Origin of the sequence: Marinobacter sp. ELB17 (assembly GCF_000169375.1) — a bacterium.
Taxonomy (GTDB): Bacteria; Pseudomonadota; Gammaproteobacteria; order Pseudomonadales; family Oleiphilaceae; genus Marinobacter.
In genome coordinates, this window is record NZ_AAXY01000027.1 from 37,813 (window position 1) to 56,144 (window position 18,332).

The 18,332-nt window shown below is 54.9% G+C and carries 19 protein-coding genes; 3 read left to right on the forward strand and 16 right to left on the reverse strand.

What is annotated here, in order from left to right; translation table 11 throughout:
- Nucleotides 1–78 precede the first annotated feature (78 nt).
- The 10 genes from MELB17_RS19260 to MELB17_RS19300 form a co-directional block, all read right to left on the reverse strand.
- Nucleotides 79–1,368, reverse strand: a complete 1,290-nt coding sequence (locus MELB17_RS19260) for a sensor histidine kinase (protein ID WP_007352016.1) — start codon at nucleotides 1,366–1,368, stop codon at nucleotides 79–81.
- Entirely contained in the window at nucleotides 1,365–2,144 is a 780-nt protein-coding gene (locus tag MELB17_RS19265; protein ID WP_007352017.1) for a response regulator transcription factor, read from the reverse strand. The genes MELB17_RS19260 and MELB17_RS19265 overlap by 4 nt, the downstream gene beginning before the upstream one ends.
- Nucleotides 2,134–3,633, reverse strand: a complete 1,500-nt coding sequence (locus tag MELB17_RS19270; RefSeq protein WP_007352018.1) for an ArnT family glycosyltransferase — start codon at nucleotides 3,631–3,633, stop codon at nucleotides 2,134–2,136. Before MELB17_RS19270 ends, MELB17_RS19265 begins: the two co-directional genes overlap by 11 nt.
- On the reverse strand, nucleotides 3,617–4,657 hold the full coding sequence (locus MELB17_RS19275; RefSeq protein ID WP_007352019.1) for a glycosyltransferase family 2 protein: 1,041 nt from the start codon (nucleotides 4,655–4,657) through the stop codon (nucleotides 3,617–3,619). The genes MELB17_RS19270 and MELB17_RS19275 overlap by 17 nt, the downstream gene beginning before the upstream one ends.
- Nucleotides 4,641–5,108 carry a GtrA family protein gene (locus tag MELB17_RS19280; protein WP_227498983.1) on the reverse strand — a complete coding sequence of 156 codons (468 nt, stop codon included), beginning with the start codon at nucleotides 5,106–5,108 and terminating at the stop codon, nucleotides 4,641–4,643. Before MELB17_RS19280 ends, MELB17_RS19275 begins: the two co-directional genes overlap by 17 nt.
- Nucleotides 5,109–5,199: 91 nt before the next feature.
- Nucleotides 5,200–6,216: a phosphatidylglycerol lysyltransferase domain-containing protein gene (locus MELB17_RS25175; RefSeq protein WP_050774965.1), complete on the reverse strand. Its 1,017-nt coding sequence runs from the start codon at nucleotides 6,214–6,216 to the stop codon at nucleotides 5,200–5,202.
- A 17-nt stretch (nucleotides 6,217–6,233) separates the two neighbouring features.
- Nucleotides 6,234–7,115: a lysylphosphatidylglycerol synthase transmembrane domain-containing protein gene (locus MELB17_RS25180; protein ID WP_007352022.1), complete on the reverse strand. Its 882-nt coding sequence runs from the start codon at nucleotides 7,113–7,115 to the stop codon at nucleotides 6,234–6,236.
- Nucleotides 7,112–7,801, reverse strand: a complete 690-nt coding sequence (locus MELB17_RS19290; protein ID WP_036185642.1) for a VIT family protein — start codon at nucleotides 7,799–7,801, stop codon at nucleotides 7,112–7,114. The genes MELB17_RS25180 and MELB17_RS19290 overlap by 4 nt, the downstream gene beginning before the upstream one ends.
- Nucleotides 7,802–7,877: 76 nt before the next feature.
- Nucleotides 7,878–8,216 (reverse strand): BON domain-containing protein, encoded by a 339-nt coding sequence (locus tag MELB17_RS25185; RefSeq protein WP_007352024.1) that lies wholly within the window; start codon nucleotides 8,214–8,216, stop codon nucleotides 7,878–7,880.
- A gap of 134 nt (nucleotides 8,217–8,350) precedes the next feature.
- A complete protein-coding gene (locus MELB17_RS19300; RefSeq protein WP_227498984.1) occupies nucleotides 8,351–9,484 on the reverse strand; it encodes a ferric reductase-like transmembrane domain-containing protein in 1,134 nt (377 codons plus the stop codon).
- A gap of 123 nt (nucleotides 9,485–9,607) precedes the next feature.
- On the opposite strand from MELB17_RS19300, the gene istA reads away from it, so the two are divergent.
- Genes istA through istB form a run of 3 tightly spaced genes read left to right on the forward strand, consistent with a single transcriptional unit; the run spans nucleotide 9,608 to nucleotide 11,825 of the window.
- Entirely contained in the window at nucleotides 9,608–10,519 is a 912-nt protein-coding gene (istA, locus tag MELB17_RS25860) for an IS21 family transposase (protein ID WP_007352026.1), read from the forward strand.
- Nucleotides 10,462–11,073, forward strand: a complete 612-nt coding sequence (locus MELB17_RS25865; RefSeq protein ID WP_227498901.1) for a Mu transposase domain-containing protein — start codon at nucleotides 10,462–10,464, stop codon at nucleotides 11,071–11,073. The genes istA and MELB17_RS25865 overlap by 58 nt, the downstream gene beginning before the upstream one ends.
- A complete protein-coding gene (gene istB / locus MELB17_RS19310) occupies nucleotides 11,070–11,825 on the forward strand; it encodes an IS21-like element helper ATPase IstB (protein ID WP_007348516.1) in 756 nt (251 codons plus the stop codon). Before MELB17_RS25865 ends, istB begins: the two co-directional genes overlap by 4 nt.
- 269 nt (nucleotides 11,826–12,094) lie before the next feature.
- On the opposite strand, the gene MELB17_RS26565 is transcribed toward istB, so the two are convergent.
- The 6 genes from MELB17_RS26565 to MELB17_RS19340 form a co-directional block, all read right to left on the reverse strand.
- Complete coding sequence (locus MELB17_RS26565; protein WP_227498985.1) at nucleotides 12,095–12,442, reverse strand: transposase; 348 nt, start codon at nucleotides 12,440–12,442, stop codon at nucleotides 12,095–12,097.
- Nucleotides 12,384–13,175 carry an ABC transporter ATP-binding protein gene (locus tag MELB17_RS19320; RefSeq protein ID WP_007352028.1) on the reverse strand — a complete coding sequence of 264 codons (792 nt, stop codon included), beginning with the start codon at nucleotides 13,173–13,175 and terminating at the stop codon, nucleotides 12,384–12,386. Before MELB17_RS19320 ends, MELB17_RS26565 begins: the two co-directional genes overlap by 59 nt.
- 26 nt (nucleotides 13,176–13,201) lie before the next feature.
- Nucleotides 13,202–14,257, reverse strand: coding sequence for a FecCD family ABC transporter permease (locus tag MELB17_RS19325; RefSeq protein WP_007352029.1), 1,056 nt, complete (start codon nucleotides 14,255–14,257; stop codon nucleotides 13,202–13,204).
- Entirely contained in the window at nucleotides 14,247–15,251 is a 1,005-nt protein-coding gene (locus tag MELB17_RS19330) for an iron ABC transporter permease (RefSeq protein WP_007352030.1), read from the reverse strand. The genes MELB17_RS19325 and MELB17_RS19330 overlap by 11 nt, the downstream gene beginning before the upstream one ends.
- Nucleotides 15,248–16,225, reverse strand: a complete 978-nt coding sequence (locus MELB17_RS19335; protein ID WP_007352031.1) for an ABC transporter substrate-binding protein — start codon at nucleotides 16,223–16,225, stop codon at nucleotides 15,248–15,250. The genes MELB17_RS19330 and MELB17_RS19335 overlap by 4 nt, the downstream gene beginning before the upstream one ends.
- Before the next feature lie 58 nt (nucleotides 16,226–16,283).
- Nucleotides 16,284–18,332: TonB-dependent receptor family protein (locus MELB17_RS19340; protein WP_007352032.1), on the reverse strand; the 2,049-nt coding region annotated here is incomplete at its 5' end.

Genomic DNA, 18,332 nt, shown 5'->3' on the forward strand with positions numbered 1-18,332 from the left:
AGCCTGGGTGCGGCTTTTTGTGAATCGTTTGCTGGCAACCCCGTTTAGCTTGGGAGTCTGCGTAGCGAGCCGTGCCTGTCAGGCACGATTGTGAACGTGTATCAGGAACTCCGTTCCCTTATTGTCTGACCGTGCGATCTCCAGATCCCAGCCCAGTCGTTCACAAACCAACCGCACGATCAGCAACCCAAAGGTGGTGTTACTGAACTCTCCGGCCGTTGAAGTAATGGCACTGGGCGCTCCGATAGCGCTCAAGTGCTCCGTTATTTTACTAGGAAGCCCGGGACCGAAGTCTCGCACCGAGATTCTGTTTTCGATCATACGAACCTCCACCCCGGCATGAGTGTGCCTTAGCGCATTCTGCAACAGGTTGCGGAGCACCATTCGCACCAGAGCGGGATGGGTTTTGACTCTCAGCTCAAGGTTATTGTTGTAGACAGTGATTCGCCCGGCGTGAGCCGGATTTCCATGCTCCAGGTCATCAATGGTGTTTTGAACGATGTCTTGTAGCACAATGGTTCTTGCGTCACCTTCGGGCGCCTCACTGCGCGCAAGTTCAAGCAGTACGTCGGTATCGTCGCGCATGGTTTGCATGGCTCGACGAATACGGGAGAGGGTTTTCTGATCGGGCGCCGACAAGCTTTGGCGTTGTTCCAGTACATTCAAGGCGCCACTCATCACGGCCAGAGGCGTACGAAGTTCATGGCTGGCCAGCTTAACAAACGATTTTTCCCGCTCGATATGATGTTCAAGCGCAGATAGAAAACGATTAAACGCCTCGGCAATATCGCAAAACTCCTGATCACGGTAATCCGTGGCGATTTGCTCCATCGAGGATCCGGGCACTGTGTTCAGTACTTCGTGGGTTAACTTTCTGAAAGGACGTACCAGGTACTGCGCTCCTGTGCGAGCAACGAAAAAGCCGATAAGGAGCATTAAACCCGCCACACCCACCAGGACGAGCAGAACCAAACTCTCACGATTCTCCATGATGGTGATGTCTTTGGCCAGAAAGAGCTTGCCAGAAGGCGCTTCAAGCTGCCGGCCGTAAATCAGAAGCGTTGTCTGCCCTACTTCGATTTCCTGGGAAAACGGCAAGGAAAGGCTCCGAAAATATTCTGGCATCACTGCGTCTTCCTGGCCTTCTGGTAGAAAAACGGCCACAAGCTGCGCCGTTTTAATGGTCTGAAAACGCCCTTGCTGAAGTTGCTCCGTGAAATACTCGGCTTCAGCCTTGAGCTCCAAACCCAGAATGGTGTCCTCAACGTCATTAACAAACAGTTCGACAATAAACATCGATGTCGCTGTGGTGGCGGCAATCAGAAAAAAAAGTGTTCGCGCCAGGCGTGCGGTCAAAGATGACTTCATTGCGGCTCAGGGTTCTCTGTTGGCGGGGCTTCCAGGCTGTATCCGCGGCCATGGATTGTTTTTACGAGCCCATTGCCCAAGCCAACTTGCAAGGATTTTCGAAGCGTATAGATGTGGGTGCGAAGACTGTTGCCTTCGGTTTCTCCATGATGAGCGCCCCATACGGCATCCGTTAGCGCCTCGTGGCTAAGAAAGCTCGGATAGGCTCGCACCAGCAATTCAAACAGGCGAGCCGGCGTGCCGGACAAAGTTGTTTTCGATCCACGTAGCGCCACTTCCAGCGTACCCGGGTCAAACCGAATATTGCCGGCCGCCAGAACCGGTCTTTGAGGCGAATGGCGCCGATGCAAAGCCTCAATCCTTAATTGCAGTTCACGCAGTTCAAACGGCTTCACCAGATAATCATCTGCACCGCAATTAAACCCCTTCTCCTTGTCGGCCATTGCACTCAATGCCGTCATCAGAATAACGGGGGTCTGACATTGCAGGTCTTGACGAATACGCCGACAAATATCATAACCATTGACACCAGGTAACATCAGATCGAGCACAATCACGTCATAGCTTTGTGTCGCCAGAAGATGCAAAGCCGTTAAACCGTCCGAGGCAAAGTCGAGACTGTAGCGGTCTTCACCCAGAAACTCGAACAGGTTTTCTGCCAGATCGACCTGGTCTTCAATAATCAGCAGCCTGAGAGGAGACTGAACAGGCGCTTTCCGCGAAACGTGGCTAGAACTTTGGCCGGAATCTTGAAGAGAAGCTTGATTAGATGTCATTCGAGCGAACCCCCTTGGTGTCAGACACCGATTGCTGATCGCGGCGAAATCCATCAATGACCAGCAATTGATAGCGCTTATTTTCCATAACTTTCCGGGCGGACGGTGATAAACCGGCGACTTTTTCGCGCGACCATTTTTTGGGTACCGCCACATACAGGTGCTCAAATGCGTCAACGTGGGGGAAATTGTCTAAACCGCTCCTGGTGACTTCCAAAGCCGTTCCACCTGAGTAAAATCTGGCTGAAAATGGCAGATCGTCCAGATAGATCAACGGGCTGTCATCGGCTTCCCTGATCTGCTGATAATAACTTACCAGTTCCTTCTCTGTTTTGAGCGGCGTCCAGCCCAAGACGGCGACACACACAAATCCGGTCAGTAAGACAGGCACAAACGCGACCAAGCCACCACGCACAGAAGACAACCAGAAAGGCTTACATTCTGACACCCAGCGGCCGATCAAAATGGCGGTAAACGGCAGTGAAGGCAGTATATACGTCCACAGTGTATTACCTGCAAGCGTGAAAAACAGCATCGGTGCCAGTGCGCTTACCAGCAAAAAGCTAACGCCCGGACTCGATATCGTGCGGCTTACAATACCGTGTCTTTTGCCCCTGAACCACGCCAGTGCCAGGCTCAACAATGCGACTATGCCCCAGGGGAACGAGGCCCACAACCAGAACATCCAGATCATGCCTTTTGGCTGGTCATGGGCGCTGCCATAAAGATCACCCGCCCACCCCGGATCCAGAAACCGACGAATATGCTCCCCAATGATAAAGTAATCCAGAAATCCGGGCGTCTTTAACTCTGCCAGTATGTACCACGGACAGACCAGCACGGCTGTCATCAGTGTTCCTCGCAACCAGGGCAGTCGCCTCAGATTGTTGCCGGCTTCCCGCCATGAGAGCATTAACCACAGCACGATGGGAATTCCGACCAGCACCAGCGCCAAAGGCCCCTTGGATAGCAGCCCGATCACCAAGCCAATAAAGAAAAGCCAGCGCCACCGACCGCCTTCCCCCATCATCACCAAACAGAAACTGACCAAAGTGAGGGTTGTGCCCAGAGCCAGAAAGGCGTCCGTCATCACCGCGCCGGCGCTGATATACGTCAGGGCCATGGTGGCGAAGACCAGGCTGCTCCATCGAGCCACATGAACACTCCAAAGTTGCCGCGCCAGTCGCCAGACCAGCCAGACCATGGCAAGCGTTGCCAGCCAGGAGGGAAAACGCAGCGTAAACTCCGACACGCCAAACACCTTGATGGCCGCCGCCTGGGCCCAAAATGATAAAGGCGGCTTACCCCAAAAAGGAACACCGGGCTCGAACCAGGGTGTAATCCAGTCTCCGGTTTCGGCCATCAGGCGGGCAATCTCCGCGTAACGGGGCTCTGTGGTGTCAGCAAAGGGAAACAGCGCCATGCCGATGAAGCGACTGACCATTATTGCAGCCAGTATCAGCAACCAAGCATTAAACCGCTTTGACATGACGCGTCTCCGTCATTTTTTGGTTAGCCTGTTGGCGCAGACCATCCTGACTTTCGAAGACTTCCTCTGTCAGGTAAACCGGCCGCTGCTTCGATTCCATATAGGTCTTGCCAACGTATTCACCCACGATGCCTACACTCATCAGCTGAATGCCCCCCAAAAAGCTGATGATGGCCACAAGCGAGGGATAACCGCTGGTTGCATCGCCCAGCATGATGGCCTTCACCACAATCCACAGTCCGAAGACCGCGCCCATACTGGCGGCAATGAGCCCGATCACGGTTGCCCAGCGCAATGGTGAAATAGAAAACGAGGTCAGCCCTTCGAGAGCCAGGCCTACCAGCCCGGGGTAATCCCATTTCGTTTCCCCGGCGACTCGCGGTTCACGGTCGTACTGGATGACCTGAGTTGGCATGCCAATCCAGGCAAACAAACCTTTCATATACCGATTGCGCTCCTTCAGCCCCAACAGAGCATTAACGGCTTTGCGGCTCATCAACCGGAAATCGCCGGTATCCACCGGAATATTCGTCCGACTGGTTCGGTTCAGCAAACGGTAAAACAGATGTGCGCTCCAGCGTTTGAACGCAGTTTCGCCCGCCCGTGAACGACGCTGCATCAGAACAACGTCAACACCAGATTGCCAGCATTCGACCATAGCCGGAATCTGCTCGGGCGGATCTTGCAGATCAGCGTCCAGCACGATCACCGCATCGCCCCTGGCGTGTTCCAGCCCCGCCGTCATTGCAGCTTCTTTGCCAAAATTACGGCTTAGTTTGATCAAACGGACGCCCGGCGTTCGGTCGATAACATTGCGAATGTACTGGGCACTGCTATCGTCACTGCCATCATCAACCAGCACGACTTCCCAGCGCAGATTCAGTTTGGCAAGCACGGGTAAAACCCGGTCGAAGAATAGTGGCAGCATCGGGCGCTCGTTGAAGAGCGGCACCACCAGTGATAGTAGCTGCTTATTAAACGGACCATCAAACGGCAAAACGGGAAAGTTAACGGGTTTGTTCATGGAAAACCAGCCTTTGGTAGACGATGTAATTCAGTGCAGCAACAAGAGCTGTCGTCACGACTTGTGACAGCGGTACAGAAAGTGTCAGAACGTTATTGAGCAGGGAGAAAAAGGCGAGATTGCACAGCCAGGCGACAAAGCAGGAGCCGATATAGCGCCAGAGCGTGACCCTGTGGGGCCCGGCATTACGGAATGCCAGACGCCGCTGGAGGCCATAATTCAGTGCAGCGCCAGACATGCTTCCACTTGCGGTTGCTAGAGTTGGCTCAAGCCCGGCGCCGATCAGCGCTGCCATCACAAGCCAATGAAACAGCGTGGCAAGGCCACCAGCAGCCATAAACCCTTGCAATTGAAGCGGTAAGAATTGTTTCATTATAAAAATAACCACCACATTGACGACTGAAAAAGTGGGCCTGACATTGAAAGCGTACGATAGCCCATCCCATGTCATGGCTTTGTGGAAGTTTCATCAGGAAAATGTCAAAAATTGACAGATTGCGGTCTATCTCAGAAGATTTTTTAAGCTGAATTCCCTCACCAAACTACTTCATTAGTCGGCGAAACCCGCCCGAAATCAGCACATTGACCTCGTTAAGAATTTTTGGTGCAGCCAGTCCGCCGGGAGTGGCCAGATAAATCGGGCTCCACTCCGGATCAAATTTCTCTTTAAAGGCCCTGAGCCCCTCGAAGTTGTAGAAATGTTCGCCGTGCTCATAGACAAAGCCGCCAATGCGGTTCCAAATGGGTGCCAGCTGGCGGTTTTCTATGCCTGAAAAGGGTGCTGCGCCCAGTGAGAACCATCGATAATCCTGGGCTGCACCCCAGAGCATGAGCTCCGCAAGCAGCGCATCCATCGCGAACCCGGGACCGCCCGGACGATGGCGCATAAGATCGAATGACAATTCATGCACGTTAGCGCCCTTGAAGAGATTAGCGAAAGCGGCAATTTGGCCCGTATTACTGCGCAAGACGGCCACGTCGAAATTGGCGATATAGCCTTCTTCGAAGGCTCCAAGCGAAAACCCCTTCTCCTCTCCCTGCTTACTTTTGAGCCATGCATTTGAAATCGATCGCAGCTCCGCCATTGATGAAGCGAGCCTGGCCGCAGGAACCACCTCAAACACATAACCGTCGCGCTCGGAACGGTTGCGCGCCTGGCGTAGAGCTTTCCTATTTGAACCGTCGAGTGTGAAGCTACGAAGGTCGACCCGCGCTACCTCTCCGATCTTGAGGATCGACAGGCCAAGATCGAGAAAAACCGCCATGTAGGTCAGCGATACGGCATAGAAGGCGCATCGTTTTCCCTGTCGGTCGCCCATTTCACGGAATTGCCAGATAAGTTTCTTGGCCACTATCGCATCACCTATTGGGTCGCCCTTTGCAATTAGCGAACGGCCGGTGTCGGCATAAGCGATGAAAGCGCTCTGGTCATCGGCAACAAGAAATGACTTGTCCCCCGTCAGCGCAATGCTCGCCTCAGTGTTTTCGCTGGCCGCAACGAGCCTGCGCACCGTATCGGGAACCGGCTCCAATCGTTTGCGGCTGGCCTTGCCGATCATTAGTGAATTGAACGTGATCACAGCCAGAGTAATCGCACTCGCAAGGCTGGCCCGCAAGAATCTTGACGCGTCCCCGTGCCACGTAAAATCCCACCAGAGCACATTGCGATAAGGTAAATGGGAATAGGCAAAAAGCCCAACGCGACCGCACCAAAGAAAATCGTCACGAAATAAGGCAGGTTCTGCACTAAGTCCGCAGGCATCAGGACGTAAAGCACCATCGCAGCACTGGTCAGATCGAGCAGCCCTGCGCCCGTCAGCGCCGTGCCGATTTTTGCGCCCGGAAGGGGAATTCCAAAACCTCCAGCCTTCAAATTTCGCTTGCCCGTTGCCAGCCAGAACAGATAAGCAGCCAGCCCGCCCAGAATGGCAAGACCAGCGCCAGTTTCAAACGCTGGTGTTATTGGCAAGATCGCGCTCAAACCCGATGGGTGAAATACCAGCAGACCGCCAAACACCAACGCCAGCCCCGAACAAAAGCCAGTCCGGGATATAGCGATGACCCCGGTGACCGATGCCAGGTCGAGGCCGAACGACGAATAAACACGGTAGCGGACGGCTGTGCCCGTCAGGTAAGAGACGCCTAACAATCCGGATATGGCATAGCCTGCCGCTCCAGCCAATGCGGCAATGCGAAAAGGCACCTTTGATGGCGCGACCAAGTTAACGGCAAGGGCGTCATAGAAAGAGATTCCAACAAAACTGAGCGCTGCGAAAGCGAGGGCTTTGAGCAATAAAACGGGAGACGCCGCTACAAGATCGGCTTTCACGTCGTTCCATGTTACGTGGGACGCAAAACGGTGAAGGGCAAAAACGACCATCACCGCAATAACAAGTGGAACGGCAATCCTGACTGCAGGATGTTTGATGATCCGCAGCCATCTTCCCTGAGGCATCATGCAACCACACCGAATATTCGACCTACGCCAGCTGTAAGTGCCATTGCCAGTGCACCCCAAAATGTGACCCTGATTGCGCCAATAGCAATTGACGCCCCACCCGCACGCGCAGCCATTCCGCCTAGAAGAGCGAGGAAAATCAAAGAAGATGCTGCAACAACAGAAATAAGCTGGCTACCGGGTACAATCCACGCCGCCGCTAATGGAAGTGCGGCACCCACGGTAAAAGTGCCTGCGGAAGAGAACGCTGCCTGAACAGGTTGGGCGCGGGCGCTTTCCGAGATACCGATCTCATCCCTGGCATGCGCACCCAGTGCATCGTAAGCCATCAGCTGCTTAGCAACTTGGTTCGCTAGAGCCGACTCAAGCCCTCTGCGTTCGTATATTAAAGCAAGCTCCTCTGTTTCAGATTCAAAATCTTGTTCCAACGATTTTTTCTCAATAGCCAGGTCGGCTTTTTCAGTGTCAGACTGAGAGCTGACGGACACGTACTCACCCGCAGCCATAGACATAGCGCCTGCGACTAGGCCGGCAAGTCCTGCTAGCAGAATACCTTCATGAGCGCTGCTGGCCGCAGCAACACCAATAATAAGGCTCGCTGTAGACACTATTCCGTCGTTCGCACCCAGGACTGCAGCGCGTAGCCAACCGACGCGATGTGATCGATGGTTTTCAATATGGCTCATAGGCTTCACCAATCACTCAGGTTGTAGAGAACGACGCTGCAGAAAACGCCTTTAAAGAGAATAGTCCGCAGCAGGCTCAATTCTTGATGGTCAATTCATTATTGATGGTGTGGGCGCCGTCCGCCCCCCGCGCCAGCTTTATAACAGCATCGATTTGCGTCTGCGTGTCAACGACACCCACCAGGCGCACATCACCCTTCCGCGTGGTCACGCTAATGTCAAAGCCATTAATAGCAATATCACCATCAAGCGCTATCTTGACATTTTTCGTCACGTCGGCATCCGCTACGTTGACGGCGTTCGAGATATTCTGCTGTATACCTTCGAAGTTTCCAGGGGGCTTGTTGCAAGCCGTCAACAGCAAAAGGCTGAACAAGGCGATGCTAAAAAACTGTGTTCCACGATAGTGACTCATCTTAGTCTACTCATTGATGGCAGGGTTTTCGCCAATTTATAATTTGTCAGACTGCGCCTACACGCGACGCCGGCCTGTGCGTTGCCAAACACCAGCGGCCCTCCAATGACCGAGGCTGAAAGACGAGCCTTATTTCAGCGAAACTCAAAAATTTCCTGATGAAAGCGCAGTGACACAGACTGTTGCTTAAGTTCGCTTCGCAGCGCCTTTGCCAGGCCTTGCGGCCCGCAAAACCAGACGTCCACCTTGGAGCCATGGATGTGCAGTTGGTTCGCGGTCAATCGCTGCCACTGCAGGCTGTCGTAGAGGTGAAGTGAAATGTCCGGAAGTTGCTCTGTCAGTTGTTGCAGACGAATCACCATTGGGTCATTCACGGCTCCGGCGGTGCAGTAGTGGAGTGTCACGGCTGGATGTCTTTTTTCGTTATTGATCAGGCGGTTGTCCAGTGCTGCCAGAAACGGTGTGATGCCGATGCCGCCCGCCACCCAAATCTGCTGGGCGCTTTTTCTGCCGCTGTCGAGATTAAAACGCCCATAAGGGCCTTCGAGCGTCACCGCCTGGCCACTGTGCAGCTGCTGCGGAATTTTGCGGGTGTAGTCTCCTAACGCCTTGATCTGAAAGCTGAGCTGACCGGTGGCATTGTCAGCACAAGACAGGCTGAAAGGATGTGCCCCTTCGACCCGGTCGAATGTCACCAGGGCGAATTGCCCGGCGCGATGCCCGGACCACCGCTTGCCTATGTCACAGACAACTTCCGTGATGTTCGCTGAGGTCTGCTTGACCGCCTGAACCAGCCCCTCGTAGCGGCGACTCCTGCCGATTTTTCCAGTCAGTGATTGCAGGCTCGCGGTGGCACCACCGACTATTAACAGCGCCATCAGCCAGCCGGTGGGTTGTTGCCACCACAGCAGCGGAGCCAACAATAGTGCATGGGCGGCCAGTGCAAGATAAATCAGTGGCATCACCCGGTGCAGGTAACGCCAGTAACCGTAGGGCACCCGGCGAATCAGGGTAATAACAACCAGAAACACCAGCAGATACAGGCCGGGTTCGCCCAGATCTTCAGCGCCATCCTGGAGACTGTCCAGCAAGCCCGAAAAGTGTGCTTCTTTCAAACTTCGATCCGAGCCAAACAGGGCTTCAAGGGCATCATTCGCCATTTCGATCAGCCAGTGCGCCAGGGCAAAACTGACGGCCATAATGCCGGTCCATTTATGCAACTGATACATTCTGTCCAGACCACCCAACGGGGATTTGTTCGGCGACAATTAGGATGACCGGTTAACGACAATTATCTTGGCCGGTTGGGTGTAACAATCGGTACTTTGTTTTCCACTGTGGAGCACAAGGTGCCTGGTCAACACATAACCAACCGACAAGAGGAGCTGTACATGCAGCACCGACAAAATGGCGCAAGCCAAGAAGTAGCTGCCGCCAAGGCAGGCGTTTCTGTCCGATCTGGGCGACGCATCGAGACATCAGCACAAAAACCCTGCCTTGACACCGAGCGGCAATGGCGTACCCGAGAAGATCCACTGGAAGCGGTTTGGGAAACAGAGTTGCTCCATCTGTTAGAAAATGAGCCTAAGCTGACCGGTACAACTCTGCTTGATTATCTGCAAGAGCATTACCCTGAGCACTACGATCAGACCATTCTGCGCACCCTGCAACGCCGTGTGAAGCTCTGGCGGGCGCTACACGGGCCGGAACGCGAGGTCATTTTTCGCCAGCAGGCGGTTGTGGCGCAACAGGGGTTTTCTGATTTTACCCACCCCGACAACCCGGTTACGATTCAATCCAAGACCTTTCCACACCTGCTCTATCAATTTCGATTGGCCTACAGCGGTTGGCGCTCGGTTACCGTCGTTCAAGGTGGTGAGAGTTATGCGGCTCTGGCGGCGGGCTTGCAGCGAGCCTTACAACAGGTGGGTGGCAGTCCCATTGAGCACCGCACCGACAGCTTAAGCGCGGCACGCAATAACCGTCAAAACGTGTGGACTGAGGCTTATAGCGAGCTGTGCCAGCATTACCGCATGACACCCACTCGCAATAATCTGGGGCAGTCCCATGAAAACGGCGTGGTGGAGTGCGCCAATGGCTCGCTCAAGAAACGCTTGGCACAACAGTTGTTATTGCGCGGTCACAGTGACTTCGACGGTGTTGCGCACTATCAGGCTTTTATTGATCGCGTGTCGACAAGCTCAATCAGCGCAACCGATCGCGCGCGCTTGAAGAGCAGGCGGCCTTGCAGCCTCTGCCGGAGTTTACGGCGGCCGAGTATCAGACCCTCCACCTTAAGGTGACGCGCAGCTCAACGATCGAAGTCCGGCGCGTTGTTTACACCGTGCCATCGCGGCTGATTGGAGAGTCGGTACAAATCCGGTTGCACCACGACAAGCTGGTGCTGTTCGTCGGACAGCAGCCGGCACTGACATTACCGCGCATTTACCCCAAACCTGGCGAGAATCGCGCCCGCAGCGTCAATTACCGGCACGTTATCCGCTCGCTGGCCTCGAAGCCGCAGGCCTTCCGTTACTCTCAGTTGCGTGATGACTTACTCCCGGACGACAACTACCGTCAACTCTGGCAGCTTGCGGATACGCACCTTGAAGCCCGAGAAGCCTGCAAATGGATCGTGACAACATTGCGACTGGCCTTCGAGTACGATGATGAACAGTCGCTGGGGGAGGATCTGCTGATTGAGGCCCAAGCAGGCCGGTTCGCGTCCATTACCGAGATTCAGTCACGCTACCTTCGCGGCAACCCAGACCTCAAGTGCTCTGCATCAAGCCAACACACCTTAGTGAGCTACGACGAGCTACTGTCCTCGATCAACAGTCAGGAGGCACAGATATGACAGGCTCTGTCGCTTTACTGTTAAAAGAACTCCGTCTGCCGGCCTTCCACCGTCATTACCAATCGCTCTGGGAAACCGCCATTGAGAAGAACTGGTCACACACCGATTACCTAGCGGCATTGTGTGAGTACGAGCTCTCAGACCGCTACCAGCGCCGGACCCAGAAGTGGGTACGCGAGGCAAAACTTGCCGCCAACAAGACCTTCTCAGCGCTTGATCAAAGCGCGTTCAGCCGCCCCTGCAACACCGCACTGGCAAGGCTGCAACAAGACAGTGACTGGGCACACCATGCCGACAATGTGCTGTTGATTGGCCCCAGCGGCACTGGCAAAACCCATATCGCTAATGCACTGGGTCATCAACTCACCGAACAGGGGGTACGCTGCAAACTGTTCCCTGCCATAGCGCTGGTTCAGCACTTACAACAGGCCAAGCGCGATCTCGACTTGATGACAGCCATGACACGGCTGGATAAATACAGGGTCGTCATCATCGATGACATCGGTTATGTAAAAAAGACGGATGCAGAAACCCAGGTACTGTTCGAGTTCATCGCCCATCGCTATGAGAGTGGCAGTCTAATCGTCACAGCCAACCAACCATTTAGTGAGTGGGATCAAATCTTCCCAGACAGCATGATGACTGTAGCGGCCATAGACCGGCTGATACACCACGCAACTATTATCGAATTAGAGGGGGAAAGTTACCGAAGACAGCAGCATCTCAAGCAGGCTGCAAAGAGTAAGAAGTAAGACCACCCAACCGGCCATCATAGTTGTCGCGGACCGGACAGGATAGTTGACGCCGAACAGGGATTCCAGCCACCCAGGGCGGGTAGCCAGCAGCATAGTGATGGACATGAAGTTGATGGCAAGGTATCCACTGAGTGTCAGAAATTGCTCATAACTCAGCCCAGGAGTCCAGAAACTCAACTGAACCGCTAAAAGCAAAAAAAGGACGACACTGGTGCGTAGGTTGGGCACAAACAAACTCCGATTAGGTTTGTTTGAATTGTGCAGAGTTAACCTGACACCAGCCTTAAACTTCTGGTAACCGTATCTTTAGGGACACTGCTCAAGGGTCGGCAAAGATGCTGATTAAAATCGAGCGTATAGTCGCCAAATCGATTTATATGGTTCGTGCGGCATGGCGCCAATCCTCTGAGGATATCGTGATCGATAGGGTGGCCTCGTTCCTTGAGATCTTTAAGGGTCAACGTCATCGACTCAAGGTTGTAAAGAATGACCAGAATGACCAGGGTGCGGAAGTAAATCTTAAGCCTGCAACGTATTGAGCGCGTAGAAATTACGTCAGGTACTGTGCAAACCTTTTGCAGTGCCGCGTCCGATGCAATAGGGCCGGCCTTCATCGTTCAGCGTAACAGCGCCCCTTACCCTGAAAACCTGAGCCAGAAGGGTTTCTGTAATCACCTGCCCCGGCACCCCAGCCGCTTTTACCTGTCCATCCTCCAACACCAGCACGTGGTCGGCAAATTGAGCGGCCTGATTCAGGTCATGTAAAGACATGATCACTGTAAGCCCTCGGGTTTGATTGAGATCAACCAGAAGTTCCAGCACTTCTAACTGATACCCCCAATCCAGATAGGTCGTAGGCTCATCCAGCAACAGAATGTCGGTCTGCTGAGCCAGGGCCATGGCGATCCATGCACGCTGCTGCTGCCCGCCGGACAACGATGCCACAGGACGTCCGCCAAGCGACTCAACACCGGTCATGTGCATGGCTTGCTGGGATGCCTCGCGGTCTTCTCGCCCGTCACGTTGCCACCATTTGCGGTGAGGAAAACGCCCCAACGCGACCAGGTCCTTCACAAGAATGCCTTCAGGCACGATGGGTTTCTGCGGCAACATAGCAAGACGAAGCGCCAGTTCGTTGCGACTCCACAAAGACAAAGGCTGTTCCTCAAGTAATACCTCGCCTTGGCGTGGGGCTATTAATCCTGCAAGCCCTTTCAGCAGCGTACTTTTGCCCGACCCGTTAGGGCCGACCAGGCAGCTGATTCTGCCTGTTGGAATCGCCAATGATAATTCATGCACGACGTTGGTATTGCCGTAAGCAAGGGTGAGTCGATCCGTACGCAACATAGCTGGTTTCCTGGTTATTTTCCGGACTACGGCTGACGCGACAGCAGGTAAAGAAAAAATGGCACGCCCAGTGCCGCCGAAACCACGCCAACGGGTAACTCATAAGGCGCGAAAATAGCCCGCCCTAACGTATCGGCCACGACAGCCAGAGTGGCACCAAGTGCCGTACACATCAGACACTGAACCACCAGACCTGAACCGGCCAGACGCCGGCTGATATGGGGCACCAATAACCCGAGAAAACCTACCGGGCCAACAATGCCCACAGCGCTTGCAGCCATCAGCGCTGCAACCACCAAGGCGACGGCGCGCCAACGGTTCAGGTGCAGTCCGAGACTGCGTGCGTGCTCGTCTTCCAGTTGCATAGCGCTAAGTGGGCGCAACAAAATCACCACTCCGATCAGCCCCAGTACTGTCCAGGGCAGCAAAGCCTCAAGGTGCTCCCAGGTCGTACCGTACAGGGAGCCGGCCAACCATTGCGCCACCAGTTCGGTGTGTGCGTGCCCCCAGAAAGCCAGGCCGCCGGTGGTCAACGCGTGAAGCATGCCAGCCAATACCGCACCCGTCAGGGTCAGTTTCAGGGGCGACAGCCCCCCGTGACGCAGGCTCAACCCATAGACGGCCAGTGCTGCCAGTAAGCCACCAAGCATGGCCAGCAGCGGCAGATACTGAAGCGCAAAGGGAATTCCGGCGTAAGGATTGTCGCCCGGCTGTATCCAGTCACCCACCACAAAGGCGGCCACTGCCACCAGACTGGCACCACCGGATATGCCGAGTATGCCCGCTTCTGCCAGCGGGTTTCGGGTAAGCAATTGCAATAGCCAGCCAGACAAAGCGAAGTGAACGCCGATTACCAGGCCAATCAGAGTCCGGGGCAGGCGCAGATCCATCACCACGCGCTCAACGTGACTTGAACCCTCTCCCAACAACCCGGCCAAAACCTGCTGCCAACTCAAATCCGTGGCGCCAAACTGCAAGCCTAACCAAGGCGTCAGTAAAATAAGTCCACACCCAAACCACAGCAAAACCGACGTTCGCTGCAGCAGGGGCTTTTTGTGCGTCTCTCTGGCATTAGCCAACATGGTTAGGCCCACGGGAGTTCAGCAGATACAGCAACCAGGGCGCACCAATCAATGCCGTCAACATCCCCACGGGCAACTCCTGCGGAAATGCCAGTTGCCGGGCCAATGTGTCTGCAGCCAAAAGCAGTAACCCGCCTAGCAGCGCACTTAATGGCAGCCAATGCTCAAAATGGTCGCCGACCAGGCGTCGTGCAATATGGGGCGCAACCAGGCCAATAAAGATCACCGGACCCGTTACGGAAACCAGAGCGGCCGCCATGATCAACGCCAATGCAAGAAATAGCATCCGCCAGCGCCCGACGGCCAACCCCATGGACAGCGCTAACTCGTCATCAAACTGCAGCACCCAAAAAGGTCGACGTAAAAAAAGTACCGCGAGTAAAGGCAACATCAGCCACAGAGCGACCAGCTTGAGCTGTAACCAGCCCCGCCCCATCAGGCTCCCGGCGAGCCAGTAGTAAAGTTCAGCGGCTTCAGATCCGGATATCAGCAAGGTGCCCGTCGTCAGAGCCGTGCACAGCGCGGTAACCGCAATACCGGCCAGCACGACGCGTTCGGGCTGGAGCCTGCCGCGACCGGCAATAACAAACGTCAGCATGCCACCTAAAAGTCCACCGCAAAGGGAAATGACAGGCAGCCACAAGGCATCCGGAGTAAAAAACGTCTGTGTGCCCACCATACCAAACGCGGCGGCGGCAATGACTCCGGTCAGCCCCGGCGAAGCCAGTGAATTACGGGTGACCCCTTGCATGATTGCACCGGCCGCCCCGAGAGCGCCGCCGCCCAGCATGGCGAGCAGATTGCGAGGTAAACGAAGCTCCAGCACACTGACCCGTTCGATAATACTGCCCTGCCCTTGCAAGACGCCCCAGAGTGCTTCGGGGGTGGTCCACTGACGGCCGGCCAACAAACCCATCAAAAATAGTGCTCCGAGCGCCAGTATCGTTGCGCCATAGATATAGGGCATGTTGGTTTCGGTGGTTGCTCGCGTCATCGCAACGACGTCTTGCGCCGCGCATTATCCGGAAATAACAGACGCTCCATGTCGTCAAGGACCAGAGACCGCGCGATAGGCCCGGCACTCTCTTTCCAGTGTTGGCCGGCCTCAAATACCTGATTGTTTTTTACCGCCTGCAGATAAGGCCACACCGGGTTGAGGGTGTAACCCCGCTGGCGGTTACTTGGTAGCAAAAATATGACATCCGGATTCAGTGTCAAAAGCGCCTCCAGGCTGATGCGGTAGCCCAGCGGAATACCGGAATCGGGATTGGGTGGCGGTCCGCCCACATTGTCAAGATGCAGTTGCTCCAACAGCGCAGCCGTCAGGAAGTGGTCGTAATAGACGAAAGGAGTTTCACCACCGCTGGTCAGAATGGCGACCGTGCGATTACCGGGACTTCGAGCTGCAACGCTGTTCAGCCTGGCCAGAAACTGCTCATTGATTCGCTTCGCCTCTTGCGGTCGGCCCAACGCCTCGCCCGCCAGGGCTATGGCATTCAGACTGTCTTGCAGGGTAATCAGGTCCAGCGCGACCATGGGCGCAATGGCTTCAATTTGAGGGCCATCCTTTTCGGTGTAACGTCGAATGGCAAACACCAGATCCGGTGCAATGCGGGACAATCGTTCCAGATTAGGTTGATGGCGAGGCCCAAGACTGGGTACCTTATCCATGCTAGGCCCCAGGTAGGCAGGCGCTCCTTGCAAACCAAAGGTGGTGATCGCTACGGGCTGAACACCCAGGGCTTTTGCCACGTCCGCACCAAATGTCGATATGGCTGCCGGTCTGGTGGCGGGCCGCGTCAACTCAATGGTTTTGCCCCGGTCATCCGTGAGCGTGACTGAGCTGTCTTCTGCCTGGGTAAGTGCAGGGATTGCAATAGCCACCCAGGTTATCAATATCGCAAATCGGCGCCATAAGCCTAGGCCCGTCTTGACCTGGAGTTTTTCTTTATCGGGGTTAAATAGCATATTCAAATGAGAACCATTAGTAATTGAATCGTTGGCGTAATCGACTGGTATGGGCGATTCAGAAGTCCAGTTGTGCTTCCAGAATGAAGCTGCGGCCGGGCTGCGGGATACGGCCAATCGGACTGACGTCCACACCCCGGAAGTAGGCATCTTCATCCAGCAGATTGTTCACCGCCAGGGCCAGGTTCAAATTACGCCCATTCCCCACGGCGATGTCGCGACCCAGGCGGGCATTGACCAGGTGATAGGCAGGCAGTTCGCCAGCACTGCCATTGGCAGTTTCTTCTTCGGTGTTGTCCGCGTCGCTGTAGCTGGTGCTGACATACAGCCAGTTCAGACTGGCATTCCAGGCCTGATAGGAATAGACCGCGTCAGCACTAACCTTGTGCTCCGGGGCATTAGGCAATTCATTGCCCGCATTGGCGCCGCTCAACTGCTCTGTCTCGAGAAAGGTATAACCCAACCCCAGTTCCAGGTCGGGGTTCACCTGCCAGCGATTATCCAGTTCAACGCCCTGATGGCGGGTTTCACCCAGGTTCTCGAACCGGCTCTCAGTGCGGTTAAACTGAATCTGGTCATCGTAATCAATACGGAACAGAGTCGCTGAAGACAGCAGGTTCGGCGTGAGCTGTATCCGACCGCCTAACTCGTAATTCCAGGCCGTTTCGTTGGCAACATCGCCTTCCCGTGTTGTTTGAGCGATTTGCACCGGTACCAGAGAACGCTGGCTGTTGGTAAATAGAAAGATGCGGTCGGTCGCCTGATATCCAACCGTCAAACCCGGCAGCCATTCGTCCGTGTTGTTCTCTTCCTTGGTTCCGTTCAGGTTGTCACGAAAATCCATGTTAACGTCTTCATAACGCAAGCCCGGAGTCACCGTCAGACGGTCATCCAGAAAGTGCATGGTATCGCTGACGTACAGAGCCAAGGCCTTGGTGTCGAGATGCCAGTCCCGCGCGGTTGAGCGTGTATTGCTGGCAAATTCAACGCGATTGACATCGAATTCGACATCTTCCGTGAGATAACGTGCTCCGAGTGTAACGTCATGGCGCCCCTTGCTGATGGCCAGGCGTGGCTCGGTACTGTAAACGCGGAAAAGCCGGGGTGAGTCAGCCCGGTGAGTAGATGCAAGGCCTGGGTCAAATGTATTGCCGGTTCCGCTCAGGTTTTGACCGAAAAAGAAGGTGCGGTCCGCATCATGAACGAAGTTGCGCCACTGGAATTCAACATCCGGCGACGGATTGTAGGTCCAGGTAAAGGTTGCGCGGGTCATGTCGGCTTCATAGGCATCGTAAGGACGTTGGCTTTGGGTACGGTCTTGCTCATAAGCCTCGGGCGTCAATCCACCTGGCAGCTCGGCATCGACGTTGTAATACTGAAGCTGGGTGGCGAGTTCATTCTGATTGTTTAGGTAGTAGCGGGCATCAACGATAAAATTGTCGACCTGGGTGTCCAAGTGGTCCCGAAAACCATCACCACGCTGGATATTGGCCTGAAACTGCAAGTCGAGCTTGTCACTGGCCGGGCCACCTATGCGGTAGTAGGTGTCGGTAAAAATATTGCCTGTCTCCTCCGCGATGGTTAGCCGCTCACGCAAGGTTTGGGAGGTTTCAGCGGGAATCGGACGGGTTACAAAATTGACCACACCACCGACGTTGTTCGGGCCATAGTGAACCGCCGCCCCACCCCGCACGACATCCACCGCCTCCAAGCTGGGAAGAGTAACCGGGAACAGGGAAACGCCCACATTGCTATAAGGACCAATAGCGATGGGGTAACCGTCGGTCAGAATTTGCAGGCGCTCGCTGCGCAGAGGGTTCAGGCCACGGACCCCTATGTTAGGCAGAATTCCGGTTCCGGTTTCGTCCAGGACCTGAACACCGGGGTTGGCTCGGAGGGCGTCTTCAAGATTGAGAGCACCGCGCTCGTGCAACTCCTCGCTGTCGACGACGGTACGTGAGCCAGTATAGGTTTTTTCGGACTCTTCCGTAGGTGCACCCAGCCAGTCCCCTGTCACAGTAATTGCAGGCAAAGCAAACTGTGTGTCGTCGGTATCAGAGGTTGGACCCTGAGCCATTGCGGGGGCGCTGATAAGCGCTACTACCGA